The organism is Dyella sp. GSA-30 (assembly GCF_027924605.1).
Classification (GTDB): Bacteria; Pseudomonadota; Gammaproteobacteria; order Xanthomonadales; family Rhodanobacteraceae; genus GSA-30.
Map to the genome: position 1 here is coordinate 2,175,529 of NZ_AP027042.1, position 18,353 is coordinate 2,193,881.

Sequence of the window (18,353 nt, forward strand, 5' to 3'; positions counted from 1 at the left end):
AGGCGCATTGTTGGACTTCTGCTGAACTATCGCGATGCATCGCGCAGCGCCGCGTGCATCCGATCCTTGTTCAATGAAGGGGTCGAACATGTCGTCGTTTGGGATAACTCCGCCGATGGTAGTCTGTCTGCGCAAGCCATTCACTCGGCATACGCTGCGGATCCTCGCGTGCTTATTCACGTGAGCGACGAAAATCTGGGCTTTGCCGCCGGCGTGAATCGTGGGTTGAAACTTTGCGCCACGCAGCTGAATGCCACAGACGTGTTGCTGATTAACAATGATGCAGTATTGCAGCCGGGTGCGTTACGGACGTACATGGATACCGTAAGTAATCACCCGAATGCAGCCGTGATCAGCGCTGATGTCGAGCATGCGGGACAACGGCAAGGTCCGATGTACTACCAGCGTTGGTGCGGTTTGCAGTTCAAGCGCCCTGCGTGGGGTGCCTTTGCCTACGCCAGCGGTAGCTGCCTTTGGATCGTGCTCAAGAACTCGCCGTCGCCGTTGCTTGACGAAGATTTCTTCATGTACGGAGAAGACTGTGAGCTTGGTTGGCGCTTGCGCGATCGCCCCGATGCCTGGGTCCATGTGCCGCGCTGTCTGGTGACCCATGAAGGCTCCGCAGCTAGCGGATTGGGCTCCTCGTTTTACGAGGCGCGGATGGTCGCTGCACATATCTTGTTGGCTCGAAAACTTTCTGCCAATCCAGTGGAGCAACTTTTACTTTTCGCTCTGCGGATACCGGTTTTACTCGCACGCGCGTTTGTGCGTAGTTTGCGCTATGGCTCGCTGGAACCCTGGCGCGCGCTAAGTGCAGGGATGCGGTTGACCCACCATTCCAGTCAAGACTGAACATCCCGGCGTCTGCGCCTCAGTTGGCGCACAACCATCCCTGTTCCCAGCAAAGCCATCGCGATCTCCGCCGCAATGACTGCCGTGATCAGGCCAAACACGCCGAAGCTTTTTGTCAGCACCAGCATGCCGATGGTCAGGCAGGCGATGCCGAAAAACTCAAACGCGATTCGCTCCAGCGGGTGACCGCTGGCTACCAGAACGCTTCCGGCCGCCAGCCGCACGGACAGGAACGGGGCCGTTATAGCCATCCAGGGCATGAATCGCGCCGTCTGTTCATAGCTGCTCCCGAACAACCATGGCAACAGTGGACTGGCTATGGCGAGCAGTACGCCACTGATGAGCCCCCAGGTCAGAGCGGCGGCGAACAGCATTCCAACCAAACGTGCCATATCGCCATCTGCGGTGCGCGCATGACGAAACAACCGTGGTTGCGCCGATAGCAGCATCGCCAGCACCGGCATCACCAAGGCGCCCATGACCCGTGATCCCGCCGTATATAGCCCGGCCTCCGTTGCGCCGACCTGACGTACCGCCACGATCTTGTCCAGCTCGGTCGGGTTGGCTGCGACAAGCAACATGGCGGCATAGGTGCTGCCATCTTTCAGTTCGCCCGGCGTGGCGCGCCGAGGACGCCAGTCCAGCGTCACATGCTGGCGCACCACCCACCAGCCGAGCGACAAACCGATCAATGACGCGATCAATTGCAATGCAGCATACGAGGGCAAGCGCTGCGTCAACGGCAAGAGAAAGCACGGCAATGTCGCGAACACGCGTAAACCCAGTGGCAGCCACTGCAATAGTTGGCTTAGAGGAACACGCTCGCTGGCCTGCAAGGCGAAGCTGAGCAGGGTGATGAATGGTGTTGCCAGCAGCTCGGCTGCGCCGATCAGGCATAACACCTGCCAACCGAGCTGACCTTCCGAGAGCCAGAGCGCAAGGCCGATGTAGATAGGCCATAGCAAGGCGCCGATACCCGCGGTCAACGGCCATGCGTAGCGCCATACGTTGGCGGCAGCAGCGAGGTCACCCGAGGCTTTCGACAGCAGGACATAACCGCTCCCCAGGCTGGGCAACAATCCCATCACCACCGCAAGCGCAGCCACCGAGGCGTAGTGGCCGTATATGGCCGGCTGCAGCAGCCGTGTCAGCAGCACCAGCGTTGCCGCCTGGGTAGTCAGGCGCAGTCCCAGGACACCGGCAGTCAGTACGCTGCTGCGAGCCAGTTTGCCGATCATGATGACGTGGGCGAGCTCGATGTGGCCGCAGTCTCGACCTGTCGCCGCAAGGATTTCAACTGGCTGTCCAGATGACCGCCAAGATTGAGACCTTCCAATTGCGCAAGACGCGCCCGTGCTTCGTCGAACTTATGTTGCGCGACCAGCATTCGCGTCAAGGTAATCAGATAAGCCGGCTCTTGTGGCGCGCCGTTTACAGCACGCACTTGCAGCCTCGCGCCGAGTTCGCGCTGGTCCATCACATTCCAGGCATAGTCCGCGTAGGTGGACATCAGCCGCGGGCTGGGCTCGGGGTGCGACATGGCCGCTTCGAAAGCCGCCTGCATCTTGCCCTTGGGCAGATCGCAATCGTCATGGCGTGCACAATCGACCAGGGCTGCCAGCGAACTCTCATCCTGTACACCAGGGCGCAATGCGGCCAGCTTCGCCGTCATGCTGTTCCACCAGGCGTCTTTCAGCGGCAATTCCATGCGCGAATTCATGAAGATCAGCGCCTGCTGCGGCAGGATCGACGATTTCGGCAAGGCTGCCGCGCGCTCCAGCGGCGCATAAGCAGCCTTCGTATACGGCGATCCCGGCTCGTAATGGGAGTAAATAATGTAGGTACGCCCGAGCTCATACTGAGCACGCGGCGAATCCGGCCCGCGCTCGGCCAATGCCTGAGACAGCCGCAACGGCTCACCCCAGGCATAAGCACTCAAGGCGGTCATACCGACCCACCAGAGTATCAAGCCACTCAACACCACCCCTCGCCACCCAAAGATATGTGTAGCAGCGACTTCAGTCGCGACCCGCGAGTCTCCGGTCGCGACTGAAGTCGCTCCTACAAAGGACCCAATAGGCCATAACAAGGAGAACAACGCCAACATCAACCCAAAACTGGCGAAATAATTCCGATGCTCATAAACCAGCTCCAACGGTAGAATCGTTCCCGTCAACACCTGACACCCCAGAAACAGGGCGATCCCAAGCGCAGCCAAAGGACGGCGCTTGCGCAGCCAAAACATCAACCCAACCAGCGCAAGCAGACATATGCCACTCGCCAACGTCGTCCACGGCGAAAGCAACCCGCTCGAAACCACATAATCATCGTGATAGAACGATAACGAATGCGGCAACGGCAGGATCGTCCAGCCGATGTAATCGACCACGATACGCATCTCGGTCAATAACCGCGTACCCATGGTGAAGTCGCGCGTAGCCCAGGACTCGGGCCGCAGTAGACGAGGCACGAGCCAGGCAAGCCCCACGATCATGGGCAGCAACAGCACGATGACGAATAGGGCAGCGATGCGACGATCGATGCGCTCCGGTAAAGCGCCGCGAAAGCGAAATACCAACCATTCGATCAGCAAAGCATAGAGCGGCAGCATCACTGCCGTTTCCTTGGCCAGTACGCCGATGGCTGAGGGAACGATCAGACTGGTAATGGATAACAGCAGATCGCCAAAGCGACCCGGATGGTCAAGCATCCGCTGCCTGCCGACGACATAGCCAAGCAATCCGAGCAACACGAACAGATTCGCCATGCTTTCCATGCGTTGCACCACATAGAGCACGGAAGTGAGATTAATTGGCAAAAGCAGCCATGCCATGGCGATCAACGCAGCCACATTGCCCGCGCGTTGCTTTCCGCGATCATCGGCATCGATCTGCATTAACGCTCGCGCCAGCAGAAAAACCAACAGGCCGTTCAACAAGTGGATGACGAGATTAGTGGCCTTCATCCAGAACGGATCAAGGCCGGCAGCAAGATAATTCGCCGCGAAACTCAATGAGGCCAGCGGTCGCTTGAAGTCGCTGGCAGGCGACGACAGGGCAGCGCCGATCAGGGAGGGCAGGTCGCCTTGCGCCGGTTGTACACCATGGTTATCGACGATATTGGGGTAGTCGTCGAACAGCCAACTGCCATAGAGACCGGGCCAATAGACGATTGCCGTGGCGATCAACGCCAGCGCGAAGAGACGCCAACCTGTACGGGGAAGCAAAGCATGGAGCGTCACGGTATCGGTTCGACCTGGGCATCGGACCGAGAAAGCTTAACGCATTGTCGACGGTTACCGGTTTAGCCGGACAGTGCGTGCGCTGGGGCTGGCGTCGTTGCCGGGTGCACTACGGCTGCTGCAGGGACATTATCTGGACGCGTGCAGCTGGCGGGCTTGATCTGGGCGTTACCTGCAATGATGTCGCAGCTCCAGGTCAGCGGCGCTCCACCTTGTTTGCTGTTGGTCTCGATCGGCGTCAGCAGGAAGGTTGGGTCAGGGCTTGAGCCCGTGTCTTTGGTGGCAATCGTGATGCGGCCACTCTGGGAAATGTCGATCTTGGATACATAGGGGCTGGATGCCGATGCTGCGTTGTAGCTCAGATCCCCAGGCTGCAGGCGGATCAGGCCGCCGCGAGTCGTGACCGCTTCCATAACCACCAGCTTGGCTGCATCCCCAGCCTTCAATGCCTGGTCGGCACGTGTCGCGATCTGGTGATTGCGCCAGGCAGGGATGGCAAGCGCCGCTACTACGACCATTATAGCGGCGATGACGAGCACATTGATCAGTGAAATACCTTTTGAGGCATGCATCAGTGGCTTCTCCACGAAGGCGCTGTCTCAAATGTGCGATATGGGCGATGATGGAAACGTTAAGGGCTTCAGTCGATAGTTTGGTGAAGCTTAGTTTGCTGCCGGGCAACTGGCTGGCGCGTATTTCGTGCCAATGGTGCTATCGACAGCGCAACTCCATGTGCCATCGGATGAGCGTGTCCAAGTAATGATACCCCCGATGATCTTTGGTGAAACATGCCCACCGAGGGTCGCTTTAATGGACCCGGTGTCTGTGCTGCTTTGAGGTAGTTGTATATGCGGGACGCCGAAGCCTGCTGGGGGCGCAAGTCCCATTTCACTGCCGCCATTTAGAATGTCCGACATTCCAAGGGCCGTAACGTCGCATTGCCCGTTACTTGTGCCAATTTGTACTTTTCCAGAGGTCGCGCAGTCTTCCACAAAAATTTTGGCGTCACTCGCCTCACTAACGGCACGGGTAACTTGTGACCTGATGACGTAAGTCTGATATTGCGGGATAGCTATGGCTGCCAAGATTGCGATGATAGCAACGACGATCATCAGTTCGATCAGTGTAAATCCCCGTTGAGCAAACTTCGTCGTTACTCTTATCGTCGGTTTTGAGTTGCAAGGACGCAGATGCGACGACAGGTTGCGCCAATCCAATAGACCTTTTGAGGTGACGATTTTAGCCATAGCACATTGCCCATGCGTGGACGATATTTCTAGGTTCAAAAAGAAACGGCACCTAAGTGGCGCCGTTTCTACCTAAGCTAAATAGCCTGTACTTAGCTATTAGGGGTTCGGGCAGCTGGCCGGAGCATACTTGACACCGATTTTTGCGGCGTCAGTAGCACAGGTCCAGGTTCCGTCAGTCGTACGAGTCCAGGTAACCGTACCAGCGGCAACCTTTGCGGACGCGTGGTTGCCCAAGGTGGCCAAAATGTTGGCGCTGCCATCGGTGTTGAGGGTAACGACCGGATAACCGCCAACGAAACCAGCGGGAGCGGTCACACCCGCCGGAGCTGCGCCGGTAAGAATGTCAGAACCGGTAATCGAGCTTTCGTCGCAAGTGGTGGCGTCGAGCTTGCCATTATTGATGCAATCTTCAACCAGCACCTTTACGTCGCCAGCTTCGCTCATTGCACGCGTGACCTGCGAGCGGATGACGTAGGTCTGGTATTGCGGGATAGCGATAGCAGCCAAGATCGCAATGATCGCAACGACGATCATCAATTCGATCAGGGTAAAACCCTTTTGAACGTTCTTCATGGTGATTCCTCTGTTTTCTGGTTAGCTAACCGAGATTTGGTGATGCCCCCTGAGCCCCGGTCCCGTACCCCCTAGGCGGATCCGGCCCCCCACAACTCACGTAGTCAGGAACGACCAGGAAGCTCGTGGCAGTTGCAGCACGTTATGTGCCATGGCTGCCGCGGCAGTTACCTGCTTGTCGGGCAGGTGCTGGGATTGTGCAAAGGTTCTCACTGGGCGACAAGCGGGCTGGGCTATTGAGATGTCGGTACTGTGGAGCGGTTGGCGGCGATCTTGTGATCTGGGCTGTCGAGATGACGCACTGTGTCAGGCGCTGACATTTTTGGTCAGCTTTCGACCGCTTTTCAGCTTGGCGTGCAACTGACAGGGGCATATTTGGCGTCCAGGGTGGTAGTGCAGCTCCAGGAACCTTCTGTGCTGCGGTTTAAAAGGATCTGCTTATCTTTAACGGCAGGGCCGCCTTTAAGTTTGCAGGTGATGTTGCCTTCGCCTGAAACAGGCGCCGCTACGGTGATGGAGCAACGATCACTTTCCGTCACTAGCCCGAGACTGTCGATATTGTTGTAGGCGTCGTTGTCGATGGTGCCCTGGTTCACTAGGGTTTCGTAGGCGGTGCGCCCGGGCGAAATTTCATCCAGCGCGGCCACGGCCTGTGATTTGGCTACATACGTCTGATACTGCGGAATCGCAATCGCAGCCAGAACGGCAATGATCGCCACAACAATCATCAATTCGATAAGCGTGAAGCCTGCGGAGGTTCGCTGGCGTGACATGGCAGACTCCCCTGAGTTTGTCAGAGGGGGCGAGGCAGGTTTTGTACCAAGCTGAGACGGCCTCTAGCGGTTGGGTGGTCCAGGCAGCTGTATCGCAAGATTTTGTGATTTGCGTCACATTTTGATGGGCATTGGTGGGTAACCGCACAAATTGTCCGTCGGCTGAAGCTGGTGTGGCGGGTGGCACTCTTATAGACGTTGTAGGCCGCACTAGGGGGCAGACCGCAAGCTTGCACGAACCTCTCGCGCCTCTTACCGTCATGACCTTTCGCAACACCTAAAGGGAACCGAATCCATGAAGCCCCTGTTTGTCGCGCTGGCGCTTGCGCTGGCGTCCACCTCTGCCGTGGCGGCCGAGGTCGAGAGTCACACGCCGCATCCGTTCGGGATCCGGGATCTGGTGATGATGGATCGTGTCGGCGATCCGCAATTATCGCCGGATGGCCGGTACGCGCTCTATACCGTCCGGGCCACCGACTATGCCGCGAACAAGGGCGTTACTGCGATCTATCTGCTCGATCTGGGCAAGGGCGGTCAACCGGTCAAGCTGGTCGACAAGGCCTCGACGCCGCGCTGGTCGCCGCAGGGCGATGCGTTCTATTACACCGCAGCGAAGGATGGCGTGTCGCAGCTCTGGCGCCGCGGTTTTGCCAATGGCAAAGCCGTCGATAGCGCCACGCAGGTGACGCATGTCGCGTTGGATGTCGATGGCTACAAGATCTCCCCAGATGGCAAGAAAGCCCTGTTGAGCTACGAGGTCTACACCGACTGCGCCGACCTGGCCTGCACTAAGGAGCGCCTCGATGGCCGTGCCGCGGACAAGTCCAGTGGGACGGTCTACAACAAGCTGTTCGTGCGCCACTGGGATACCTGGGAAGACGGTCGTCGCTCGCAGCTCTACATCGCCGACATCAATGGTGGCGAAAGCGCCCAGCCGGTATTGCTGAGCCGCGGCATCGATGGCGATGTGCCAAGCAAGCCGTTCGGTGGCGATGACGAATTCTCGTTCTCGCCCGATGGCCAGACGGTGTATTTCGATGCGCGCATCGCCGGCAATAGCGAGCCGTGGTCGACCAACTTCGACGTGTACAGCGTGCCGGCCGATGGTTCGGCAGCACCGAAGAATCTCACCGCCGACAATCTCGCCTGGGATGCCAACCCTGTGGCTTCGCCGGACGGCAAGACGCTTTACTACCTGGCGATGAAGGAGCCGGGTTCCGAAGCGGACCGTTTTGCGATCATGGCGCTGGATTTGTCCACTGGCCAGAAGCGTGAGGTCGATCCGAGCTGGGATCGTTCTGCGGGTGGCCTGCAGATTTCCGAAGACGGCAAGACGCTTTATGCCACCACTGACGACAATGGCCAGCACCCGTTGTTTGCGATCGACGTGGCGACCGGCAAGGTCACCAAGCTGGTCACGGACGGTTCGGTAGGCGCCTATTCGCTGGGCAAGTCACGCGTGCTGCTGTCGCGCGATGATCTGAAGCGCCCCGCCGATCTCTATACCGCCACGCTTGCGGGCAAGGATCTCAAGCAGGTAACGCATTACAACGCGCAGCGCCTGAAGAATGTGCGCATGGGCGACCCGGAGTTCTTCACCTTCAAGGGTTGGAATAACGAGACGGTGCAGGGCTATGTGGTCAAGCCGGCCGACTATAAGCGCGGTAAGAAGTATCCGGTGGCCTTCATCATCCACGGCGGTCCACAGGGCGCAATGACCAATAGCTGGAGCTATCGCTGGAACGCGCAGACGTATGCGGGCCAGGGTTTTGCGGTGGTAACGATCAACTTCCACGGGTCGACCGGTTATGGCCAGGCCTTCACCGAGTCCATCTCGGGCGATTGGGGCGGCAAGCCGCTGGAGGATCTGAAGCTGGGCTGGAAGTCAGCACTGGGCAAGTACAGCTTTCTCGATGGCGATCGCGCCTGCGCGCTCGGTGCCAGCTACGGCGGCTACATGGTTTATTGGATGGCCGGCGTGTGGAACGAGCCGTGGAAGTGCCTGGTCGACCATGACGGCGTATTCGACGCGCGTGCGATGTACTACGACACCGAAGAGCTGTGGTTCGAAGAGAAGGAGAACGGCGGTACGCAGTTCGAGCACCCGGAGAACTACGAGAAGTTCAACCCGATCAATCATGTGAAGGATTGGCGCGTACCGATGCTGGTGGTGCATAGCGGTAAGGATTTCCGCATCCCCGACACACAGGGGATGGGTGCGTTCACGGCTTTGCAGCGTCGCGGCATTCCGAGCCAGCTGTTGCACTTCCCGGATGAGAACCATTGGGTGCTCAAGCCGCAGAACAGTGTGCAGTGGCATGAGACGGTCAATGCCTGGTTGAAGAAGTGGACGGCGCCGGACGGTAAGTAAGAGGTTTCGTGTGAAGAAAACGGCCACCTCTGAGGTGGCCGTTTTTTTGGAGGTTGTCGCGACTTCAGTCGCAATCCACGGTCAAAGCCACTTATTCCGTTTCAACCCCAGGAAAATTCCGCCGACTACACACACCACCACCGTGATGATGATCGGATAAGCCCAGGGCGAAGCCAGCTCGGGCATATGAGTGAAGTTCATGCCGTACCAACTGGTGATCAGCGTCGGCGCAGCAAGCATCGCAGCCCAGCCCGCCAGCTTCTTCATCACCTCGTTCTGACCGAACGTCACCAGCGACAGGTTGACGTTGATCGCCGCAGCGAGCATTTCGCGCATCGCGCTGATCGATTCGTTGACGCGAAAAACGTGATCATAGACATCGCGGAAATACGCGCGCAGCTCGTCCTGAATCAGGTGTGGGTGCATACGCACCAGCTGGCTGATGATGTCCTGCAGTGGCGCGACAGCTAGGCGCAACGTCATCAGGTCGCGCTGCATGTCGTAAAGACGTCGCACCGTCTGGCGCTTGAACGTCTCCGCAAAGATGTCTTTTTCCAGATCCTGCAACTCTTCGCGGAAATCGCGCACGATCGGCAACAGGTTGTCGACGATGAAGTCGAGTACGCCGTAGAGCCCGTAGCTCGGCCCTAACGCAAGCAACTCGGGTGAGTGCTCGCAGCTGCGTCGCGCCGGTGCGTAGGAGAGCGAGGCACCGTGGCGCACGGTTACCAGATAGCGCGGTCCCAGGAAGATATGCGTTTCGCCAAAGGCGATGTGGCCACCGACCAGCTGAGCGGTCTGTACGACGATAAACAACGAATCGCCATAGGCTTCGATCTTGGTGCGTTGATGCGCCTGCTGTGCGTCTTCGATCGCAAGATCATGCAGGTCGAATTCTTCCTGCAGTTTCAACAGCAGCTTCTCGTCGGGCTCGTGCAGGCCGACCCATACGAAGGTATCGGGCTCCTTCAGCACGTCACTGATGTGGTCGAGGCTGATGTCGCCGATGCGCTTCCCGTCGTTACGGTAGGCAACGCAATTGACCACCATGGAGGGCGCGAGTGCGGGTTCTAAGCTGGGCGTTGGGCTGGGTAGCGACATGCGCGCATGATGCCGCCCCACAAGAGACAGGGCAATGACGGCCTAAGCCGGGCGATTTCTGCGCAGCGTGAAAGCCAAGGCCAGCCAGCAAGGCAGGGCAAACAGGAGCCAGGGCTGGTTCTGCTGCACGACGCCTGGCAGCAGGTGCAATCCGATAGCAAGCAGTGCTGCCACGAGCTGTACGACTAGCACGATGTTCGCAAAGCGCGACGCGGACACGCCGCGCCGGGCTCGCCACACGCTGGCCAATAGCAGCCATGCCAGCGGATTGAACAGCAGCAGGTTGGCATTGGCCCAGGCGGAGTGATGGGCGGTCCCTAGCCAGAGGATCAGCAAGATGACGCCGACGACACCGGCCAGCAACAGATAGAGGCTGGCGAGGAGGGCGTAGCCGATCGGCCAGATTCGCTGCAGTGCGATCAACAGAGCCGCGAACACGAGGCCGGCAATGGCCAGTGGCAGGCGCAGGTCCGGTGCGTTATCCGGTGGTGCCTGCAGGCGATTGGGTGAGAGGACTTGTTCGTCGATAACCAGTGCGCGGCCGTCGCCGGTCTTGATGCCGGCGAGCTCGCGCTGCAGCACCATCGGCAGGAAGCTTTCCTGCCACGCGTTGAGCGGCTGGTCGGCGTAGGGGCCCAGGCCGAGGTCGAGGATCAGCATCAGCCATGACTGGTTGCTCATCAGGCGTGCTGTCTGCTGACGGTAGGTCATGCCGCCGGGCTTAGCCTGTAAGGCGGTTTTCAGAATGCCGCCCAGAGCCTTGTCCAGCGCATCGCGCACACGGGTACTGCAATTGGTGACGTAGTAGTCGTAGTCGTAGCGCACGTTTTCCGGGCGCAGGTTCCATAGCAGGTAGTCGCGCAGGGCAGTGGCTTGTTCGGGCGTAAAGGCCAGGCGCTGCCGTGTGACTGAGCGGCCGGTTTCGACGTAGTAGCGCTCGTCGTCTTCGCTGTGTGCGGCATCCATCAAGTAGTGCATGCGGCCGCGGGCAAAGTTGAACAGGAATCCGCTTTCGTCGAAGTCGAACACGCCGTAGTTGAAGTTGACCGCTTCGCCGCTGACGGTGTCGCGAATCTCGATGGCGTCGTGGCCGAAGCGTTCCCAGTAGGTTTCGCCGGGGCCGTAGGTGATCAGGGAGACTTCGAGGTTGGTGCCGGGGGCGTTGGCGACGTCGGCGTGGGCCGGGAGGATGGCCAGCCAGAGCAGCAGGAGCAGGGTGGCGCAGCGACGGATGTATGTGTTCAAGCGAGAGTCCGCGGTGGATGGAGAGCCCCCCTCACCCCAACCCTGTCCCCCGGCAAGCCAGGGGAGAGGGAGCTGACTGGGGCGAGCGTGTGTCGACTAGTCGCCGTTAGTGTGGCGGGTAACTCGAAACTGCTGCACGCGGCGGTCGTCGGCTTCGGTGACGTGGAACAGGTAGCCGCTGATGGCGATTTCCTCGCCCACTTCCGGCAGGTGGCCGAATTCGGACGTGGTCATGCCACCGACGGTGTCGAATTCCTCGTCGGAGAAGTCCGCGCCGGTCTGCTCGTTGAAATCGGCAATCGGGGTCAACGCGCTGACCAGCCAGCTGCCGTTGGCCTGCGGGTGCATCAGCTGCGGCTCTTCCTCGTCGTCGTGCTCGTCGTCGATCTCGCCGACGATCTGTTCGAGCACGTCTTCGATGGTGATCAGCCCGGCGACGCCGCCGTATTCGTCGACCACCAGCGCCATGTGGTTGCGCGTGTGGCGAAACTCGGCCAGCAGCACATTCAAGCGCATTGATTCGGGGATCAATACGGCCGGGCGCAGGATCGTGTGGATGTCGAAGGCATGGCCGTCGCCGACATACTTCAGCAGGTCCTTGGCCAGCAGGATGCCGACGATCTCGTCCTTGTCCTCGCCGTGCACCGGGAAACGCGAGTGTCCCGATTCGACCGCAGTGGCCAGAATGTCCGTGAGCGGGGCTTCGGCCGAGAGCATGACGATCTGGGTGCGCGGCACCATCACGTCGTCGACGCTCAGTTCGGTCACCTTGATCGCACCCTCGACCATGGTCAGGGTGTCGTTCGAGAGCAGGCCCTTGGCCTGGGCGGCGCGCAGCTCCTCGATGAGCTCTTGGCGATTACGCGGCTCGCCGGAAAACATGTGGCCCAGTCGATCCCACCAGGAGCGGTGGGCCGGGCCGCTGGTACTGCCAGGGTCCTCGTTCATTACTCTTGCGAATGCAGCCCGTATGCGGGCGGAAATTGGAGTCTATCGGAAAAAGCGTTTCGATTCAGGGACAAGGGCCGTCAGTACGGATCGGCGATTCCCAGCTTGGCCAAAATCCGTGTCTCCAGGGCCTCCATCGCCTCTGCCTCAGCGTCGACCATATGGTCATAGCCAAGCAGATGCAGCACGCCGTGGACGGTCATATGGGCCCAGTGATGGCGCGGCGGTTTGCCTTGTTCGACGGCTTCGCGGGCGACCACCGGGGCGCAGATCGCCAGATCGCCGATCAAGGGGAGCTGGACGCCTGGCGGGAGTTCGGCGGGGAAGGACAGCACGTTGGTGGCGTAGTCCTTGCCGCGGTAGTCGCGGTTGAGCTCCCGGCCTTCGGCGGCATCGACGATGCGGATCGAAAGCTCGGCCTGCCGGCGTCGTTTGGCGCCGGCCAGGGCGGCATTTACCCACTCACGAAAGCTGGCAGCCGAAGGCACCCCGGTACGGGCGACACCGTAGCTCACATGAACCTGGTGCTCAGCGGGGGGCATTGTCCGGCCTGGCGTTGGATTTGTCGGCGTCTTCGAAGGCTTCGTAGGCGCGCACGATCTTGGCCACCAGCGGGTGGCGCACCACGTCGCGCGAGGTGAAGAAGGTAAAGCTGATGCCTTCGACGCCGCGCAGCACTTCGATGGCGTGGCGCAGGCCCGAGCGCACGTGGCGGGGCAGGTCGATCTGACTGACGTCACCGGTGATCACCGCCACCGAGCCGAAGCCGATACGGGTCAGGAACATCTTCATCTGTTCGACTGTGGTGTTCTGCGCCTCGTCGAGGATCACGTACGAATCGTTGAGGGTACGACCGCGCATATACGCCAGCGGGGCGATTTCGATCACGTTGCGTTCGATCAGCTTGGCGACCTTCTCAAAGCCGAGCATCTCGTACAGCGCGTCGTACAGCGGGCGCAGGTACGGGTCGACTTTTTGCGACAGATCGCCGGGCAGGAAGCCGAGCTTCTCGCCGGCTTCGACGGCGGGGCGTACCAGCAGCAAGCGCTGCACGCGGTTGGCCTCCAAAGCCTCGACCGCACTGGCGACAGCCAGGTACGTTTTGCCGGTACCCGCCGGACCGACACCGAAGTTGATGTCGTGTGTGGTGATCGCGTGCAGGTAGCGCGCCTGGTTCGGGCCGCGGCCCTTGATCACGCCGCGCTTCACCCGGATGGTGACTTCCTGCGCGCCTTCGGCGGCTTCATCGACCATGGCATCGATGCCTGACTCGGCCAGATGCAGGTTGATGCGCGCACCGGTGAGCGCGTCTTTGGCCGTTTCGGCATAGAGCGCGCGCAGCACTTTTTCGGCGGCGCGGGCGGCACCTTCTTCGCCGATCACCTGGAACAGCTCACCGCGGTGATCGATCTCCACGCCCAGGCGCAGTTCAACCTGGCGCAGGTGTTCGTCGAACGGGCCGCACAGGTTGGCCAGCCGCGCGTTGTCGGCTGGCTCCAGGGTGAAATCGCGTTGGTTGAGTCCGTCGCTCATAGCGTTCGATGCATCACATAAATGTCGGTCGGCCCCAACTCGGCATGGCGAAAGGCGCCGGGGACCTGGCCTACGATCTGAAAGCCATGGCGCTGCCACAAGCGCACGGCGGTGGTATTGGTCGAAACCACAAAATTGAACTGCATCGCGGTGAAGCCGCTGCGACGCGCTTCGCCCATGGAGTGTTCGCACAACATGGACGCGATACCTTGCCCGCGCGCTGCCGGCGACACCATGTAGCCGGCATTGGCCACATGATCGCCCAGGCCCGGCTGATTGGGCTTGAGCATGTAGCAGCCAAGCATCTCGTCATTGCGTTCGGCGACGAAGCAGCGGCAGGGCGGTGTCGTCCACCATGCGCGCGCCTGCTCGATGCCGAGATCGGGCGGATAACTATAAGTATCGCCACCGGCGATGACAGTTTGAAACAACGGCCAAACGCGTTCGAACTCGCCGGCCTCGATCTGTCGAACGCGTAGCGGCTCCGTCACGAGGCGAGGGCGACCGGGTTATCGGTGGTTTCGTCGTGCATCCTGAGTCGTCCGCGCAGCGAATTGCTCATCGCCTCGGTGATCACCACGTCGACGAACTGACCAATCAGGCGGGTATGGCCGGGGAAGTTCACGTAGCGCATGTTTTCGGTGCGGCCTGTGAGCTCGTTGGCGTTCTTGCGGCTGGTCTTTTCGACCAGTACGCGCTGCACGCTGCCGACCATAGCGTCGTTGATCTTCTTCGCGTTGGCGTTCAGCACGGCCTGCAGTCGGGTCAGGCGTTCGTGTTTGACGGCCATCGGCGTGTCGTCGGCGATGTTGGCTGCCGGTGTGCCCGGGCGCGAAGAGAAAATAAAGGAGAAGCTCTGGTCGAAGCCGACATCGTCGATCAGCTTCATGGTCTTTTCGAAATCCTCGTCGGTCTCGCCAGGGAAGCCGACGATGAAATCCGAGGACACGCAGATATCCGGGCGCACGGCGCGCAGCTTGCGGATCTTCTGCTTGAATTCGAGCGCGGTGTAGCCGCGCTTCATGGCGCTTAGGATGCGGTCCGAGCCTGCTTGCACCGGCAGGTGCAGGTAGTTCGCCAATTGCGGCACGCTGGCATACGCCTCGATCAGCGAATCGGAAAACTCCAGCGGATGCGAGGTGGTGAAGCGGATGCGGCCGATGCCTTCGATCTGCGCGATCGCGTGAATCAGCACGGCCAGGTCGGCCACGCCGCCGTCGTGTGTCGGTCCACGATACGCATTGACGTTCTGGCCGAGCAGATTCACCTCGCGCACGCCCTGGTCGGCGAGCTGGGCAATCTCCACGATCACGTCGTCGAACGGGCGGCTGATTTCCTCGCCGCGCGTATAGGGCACCACGCAATACGAGCAGTACTTCGAGCAACCTTCCATGATCGACACGAAGGCGGTCGGGCCTTCGGCGCGCGGCTCGGGCAGGCGGTCGAACTTTTCGATTTCCGGGAAGCTGATGTCGACCTGCGACTTGCCGGTGGCGCGCTTGGCTTCGATCAGCTCGGGCAGGCGGTGCAGGGTCTGCGGACCGAAGACCAGGTCGACATAGGGCGCGCGCTTGAGGATGGCGTCGCCTTCTTGCGAAGCCACGCAGCCGCCGACACCGATGAGTACCTGCTTTTCGCCCTGCTTGTGCTCCTTCCAGCGGCCGAGCTGGCTGAAGACCTTTTCCTGGGCCTTTTCGCGGATCGAGCAGGTGTTGATCAGGATGACGTCCGCTTCGGACTCGTCCTGGGTCAACTCCAGGCCGTGCGATGCCTTGAGCACGTCGGCCATCTTGGCCGAGTCGTACTCGTTCATCTGGCAGCCGTGGGTCTTGATGAAAAGCTTGCCGCTCATGGCGTTGGGTACCGATCGGGGAGGCAGAAGCGCTTTGCGCCGAACCGCGTAGTTTACGCCGACCCGGGGCGGCCTGCCAGTCGGGTGGGGCTGGCGGATCAAGGACTTAAAGTGATGAAAGCCCCTCCTCACCCAACCCTCTCCCCCGGCAAAGCCAGGGGAGAGGGAGCCTACTGAGGCGAGCCTCAGCGTTTCGCACTACTGCAACCTGCTCCCTCTCCCCTGGCTTTGCCGGGGGAGAGGGCTGGGGTGAGGGGGCGCTCTAGTTCCTGCCAAAGCGCACGCTTTCAAAGTTCGACTATTGAGCGCCATCCCGCAGACCTGCACACTCCGCAGCATGTTTTCCGCCGTATTCCCGCCGATAGCCCGTTTCGGAGCGACCAGCCTGCTGCTCGTCTGCGTGGCTCTGTGCCCGGCGTTGGCCAGGGCAAGCGGCTTGTATCGCTGCACCGGTTCCAGCGGCGAGACGGTTTTCAGCAACAGCACGGCAGGCTATAGCGATTGCCACAAGTTGCCAGGAACGTCGGCACCGGCGCCGCGCCCGGCGCGAGCCGCGTCGGCACCGATCGCTTCGGTGCTCGGTGTGCGTGGCTCGGTCGAGACGACCGCGCGTCCGGTCGCGGGCTCCTTCGAACCCTCACTGGCTCAGGTGCAGGGCGATACCGAAACATCGGCGCGCGTACCCGCGCCGCCGGCACCGGCGGGCAAACCCGGCCAGTGGACGTACTCGGAATCGAAAAAAGCACTGGACGATACCGCCGCCGCGATCGCCGCACCGGGCGAGCGTGTGCTGCGCGGTTCGGTGTATCGCGTGGTGCATGCCGATGGCTCGGTGGAGTACACCAACGTCGCGCCTGCGGGAGAAAAGGGGCGCGCGGTCACCATGCTTTTCAGCTACATCTCCACCTGCGCGGCCTGCAATCTGCGCTCGCCGATCCACTGGGATAGCGTCGCGCTCCATCTTACGGAGTACGCGGAGACCATTCGCGCCGCCAGTGTCGAGTTTGGCGTCGATGAGGCATTCCTGCGCGCGATCATCCACGCCGAAAGCGCGTACAACCCGCGCGCGCTGTCGATCAAGGGCGCGCAGGGGCTGATGCAGTTGATGCCGGCGACGGCCAACGACATGGGCGTGCGCGATGCCTTCGACGCTGATCAGAACATTCGCGGCGGCGCGCGTTATCTTGCGTTGCTATTGCGCAACTTCAACGGTGACGAACGCCTGGCTGCTGCTGCCTATAACGCAGGTGCCACGGCGGTGCTGCGCTATAACGGTGTGCCGCCGTACGCGGAAACCCAGGTCTACGTCGAACGCGTGGGAACCTTGCGCAAGCGCTATGGGACGGCGACGCCACGATTGCCGCCGGTGGCGGCGATGGGGATGACGGGGCCTGGCAAAGGCTGAGCGGCGTTATCCGTCCAGCGAGGCCGTCGGCGTCATCGGCGGCCTCTGCGCCAAGGTCACCTCCGCACTGAATGGCGCGCCGTTGCGCAAGCCCGAGACCTGCACCTTGCTGCCTGGCTTGAGCGCCGATTCGTGGCGGCGCAGGTCGGCCGGGTCGACGATGTCTTCCGAACCGATGCGCAGCAGGATGTCGTGTGCCTGGATGCCGGCCTGGGCGGCGGGGCCGCCGGGATAGACATCCGTTACCTGGGCGCCGCGTGCGGCTGCAGGGAGACCGCTGTCGGCGGAGATCGCGACGAAGCCGTAGTCGGCGCCCATCCAACCGCGCACCACGTGGCCGGTATCGATCAATTGTTCCAGCACGCGCTTGGCCGTACCCACGGGAATGGCAAAGCCGATGCCTTCGGCATTGGCCGCCTTGCCGATCAGCGAGGTGTTGATGCCGACCAGTTCGCCTTCTGTATTAATGAGTGCGCCGCCGGAATTGCCCAGGTTGATAGCGGCATCGGTCTGCACGAAGTCCTCGGGGCTGGTGCTGCTGAGCTGGCGGCCGATCGCGCTGATGATGCCCATGGTCACGGTCTGGGTCAGGCCGAACGGGTTGCCGATGGCCAGTACCACGTCGCCGGTACGGATGTGTTTTTCGTCGGCGATCTGGATCACCGGCGGGTTGGCCACGTCGATCTTGAGCACGGCCAGATCCGTTTCGTCGTCGGCGCCCACGACCTTGGCCTTGGCGACGCGGCCGTCGTAGAGCAACACCTGGATGTCGTCGGCGTTGGAAATGACGTGGTTGTTGGTCAGCACATAGCCCTGGTTGTTGACGATCACGCCCGAGCCCAGGCTTTGTTCGCGCTTCTGGTAGGCCGGTCCGGTGGGGATGCCACCGAACAGCCGGCGCAGCACCGGGTCGGAGTACATCTGCATGGCGCGTGCGGTGACGATCTTGTTTGCGTAAATATTGACCACCGATGGCGCCGCCTTGGCGACGGCATCCGCGTACGAGACCGGCCCGGCCTGGCGCGGGAGTGCCGGCGCCTGACTCATGCTCGTGCTGGGCGCGGCACTGTGCGCACCAGTCAAACCGATGCCTGAGCGCAATCGTTCGCCGACGCCGGGCCACAGCAGACTGATCACGAACGCAGCCGCCAGCCCCAGGACGACGAAGCGGGCAATAAAGGCGAGCGTGCCGGCGGCATGTTTCATGTC

At 60.9% G+C, this 18,353-nt stretch carries 17 protein-coding genes; 3 read left to right on the forward strand and 14 right to left on the reverse strand.

What is annotated here, in order from left to right:
- The first annotated feature begins 66 nt into the window (after positions 1–66).
- Positions 67–852: a glycosyltransferase gene (locus QMG46_RS09590; protein ID WP_281852855.1), complete on the forward strand. Its 786-nt coding sequence runs from the start codon at positions 67–69 to the stop codon at positions 850–852.
- Here QMG46_RS09590 and QMG46_RS09595 read toward each other — a convergent pair.
- The 6 genes from QMG46_RS09595 to QMG46_RS09620 all read right to left on the reverse strand — a co-directional run bounded on the left by QMG46_RS09595 (position 843) and on the right by QMG46_RS09620 (position 6,689).
- Positions 843–2,090 (reverse strand): lipopolysaccharide biosynthesis protein, encoded by a 1,248-nt coding sequence (locus QMG46_RS09595; protein WP_281852287.1) that lies wholly within the window; start codon positions 2,088–2,090, stop codon positions 843–845. The genes QMG46_RS09590 and QMG46_RS09595 overlap by 10 nt on opposite strands.
- A complete protein-coding gene (locus QMG46_RS09600; protein ID WP_281852288.1) occupies positions 2,087–4,093 on the reverse strand; it encodes a phosphatidylglycerol lysyltransferase domain-containing protein in 2,007 nt (668 codons plus the stop codon). Before QMG46_RS09600 ends, QMG46_RS09595 begins: the two co-directional genes overlap by 4 nt.
- A 62-nt stretch (positions 4,094–4,155) precedes the next feature.
- Entirely contained in the window at positions 4,156–4,665 is a 510-nt protein-coding gene (locus tag QMG46_RS09605) for a hypothetical protein (RefSeq protein ID WP_281852289.1), read from the reverse strand.
- Positions 4,666–4,755: 90 nt separating this feature from the next.
- Positions 4,756–5,340, reverse strand: a complete 585-nt coding sequence (locus QMG46_RS09610; RefSeq protein WP_281852290.1) for a pilin — start codon at positions 5,338–5,340, stop codon at positions 4,756–4,758.
- A 99-nt stretch (positions 5,341–5,439) separates the two neighbouring features.
- Positions 5,440–5,916, reverse strand: a complete 477-nt coding sequence (locus QMG46_RS09615; RefSeq protein WP_281852291.1) for a pilin — start codon at positions 5,914–5,916, stop codon at positions 5,440–5,442.
- A 344-nt stretch (positions 5,917–6,260) separates the two neighbouring features.
- Entirely contained in the window at positions 6,261–6,689 is a 429-nt protein-coding gene (locus tag QMG46_RS09620; protein ID WP_281852292.1) for a pilin, read from the reverse strand.
- A 295-nt stretch (positions 6,690–6,984) separates the two neighbouring features.
- Here QMG46_RS09620 and QMG46_RS09625 point away from each other — a divergent pair, with 295 nt between their 5' ends.
- A complete protein-coding gene (locus QMG46_RS09625) occupies positions 6,985–9,060 on the forward strand; it encodes a S9 family peptidase (protein ID WP_281852293.1) in 2,076 nt (691 codons plus the stop codon).
- A gap of 81 nt (positions 9,061–9,141) precedes the next feature.
- Here the strand turns inward: QMG46_RS09625 and QMG46_RS09630 are convergent, their stop codons facing one another.
- From QMG46_RS09630 to miaB, 7 genes are all read right to left on the reverse strand, one after another.
- Positions 9,142–10,161 (reverse strand): magnesium and cobalt transport protein CorA, encoded by a 1,020-nt coding sequence (locus QMG46_RS09630; protein WP_281852295.1) that lies wholly within the window; start codon positions 10,159–10,161, stop codon positions 9,142–9,144.
- Between the two features lie 42 nt (positions 10,162–10,203).
- Positions 10,204–11,406, reverse strand: a complete 1,203-nt coding sequence (locus QMG46_RS09635; protein WP_281852296.1) for a lipoprotein N-acyltransferase Lnb domain-containing protein — start codon at positions 11,404–11,406, stop codon at positions 10,204–10,206.
- Positions 11,407–11,502: 96 nt separating this feature from the next.
- Positions 11,503–12,354: a CorC family transporter gene (locus QMG46_RS09640; RefSeq protein ID WP_281852297.1), complete on the reverse strand. Its 852-nt coding sequence runs from the start codon at positions 12,352–12,354 to the stop codon at positions 11,503–11,505.
- 80 nt (positions 12,355–12,434) lie between these two features.
- Entirely contained in the window at positions 12,435–12,896 is a 462-nt protein-coding gene (ybeY, locus tag QMG46_RS09645; protein ID WP_281852298.1) for an rRNA maturation RNase YbeY, read from the reverse strand.
- Complete coding sequence (locus QMG46_RS09650) at positions 12,883–13,887, reverse strand: PhoH family protein (protein WP_281852299.1); 1,005 nt, start codon at positions 13,885–13,887, stop codon at positions 12,883–12,885. Before QMG46_RS09650 ends, ybeY begins: the two co-directional genes overlap by 14 nt.
- Positions 13,884–14,318, reverse strand: coding sequence for a GNAT family N-acetyltransferase (locus QMG46_RS09655; RefSeq protein ID WP_281852300.1), 435 nt, complete (start codon positions 14,316–14,318; stop codon positions 13,884–13,886). The genes QMG46_RS09650 and QMG46_RS09655 overlap by 4 nt, the downstream gene beginning before the upstream one ends.
- A 56-nt stretch (positions 14,319–14,374) precedes the next feature.
- Positions 14,375–15,739 (reverse strand): tRNA (N6-isopentenyl adenosine(37)-C2)-methylthiotransferase MiaB, encoded by a 1,365-nt coding sequence (gene miaB, locus QMG46_RS09660; RefSeq protein WP_281852301.1) that lies wholly within the window; start codon positions 15,737–15,739, stop codon positions 14,375–14,377.
- A gap of 337 nt (positions 15,740–16,076) precedes the next feature.
- Between miaB and QMG46_RS09665 the strand changes: the two genes are divergently transcribed.
- The gene (locus QMG46_RS09665; protein ID WP_281852302.1) at positions 16,077–17,144 is read left to right on the forward strand and encodes a lytic transglycosylase domain-containing protein; all 1,068 of its coding nucleotides are present in this window, start codon (positions 16,077–16,079) and stop codon (positions 17,142–17,144) included.
- A 6-nt stretch (positions 17,145–17,150) separates the two neighbouring features.
- Here the strand turns inward: QMG46_RS09665 and QMG46_RS09670 are convergent, their stop codons facing one another.
- Positions 17,151–18,350 carry a S1C family serine protease gene (locus QMG46_RS09670; RefSeq protein WP_281852303.1) on the reverse strand — a complete coding sequence of 400 codons (1,200 nt, stop codon included), beginning with the start codon at positions 18,348–18,350 and terminating at the stop codon, positions 17,151–17,153.
- Positions 18,351–18,353 lie beyond the last annotated feature (3 nt).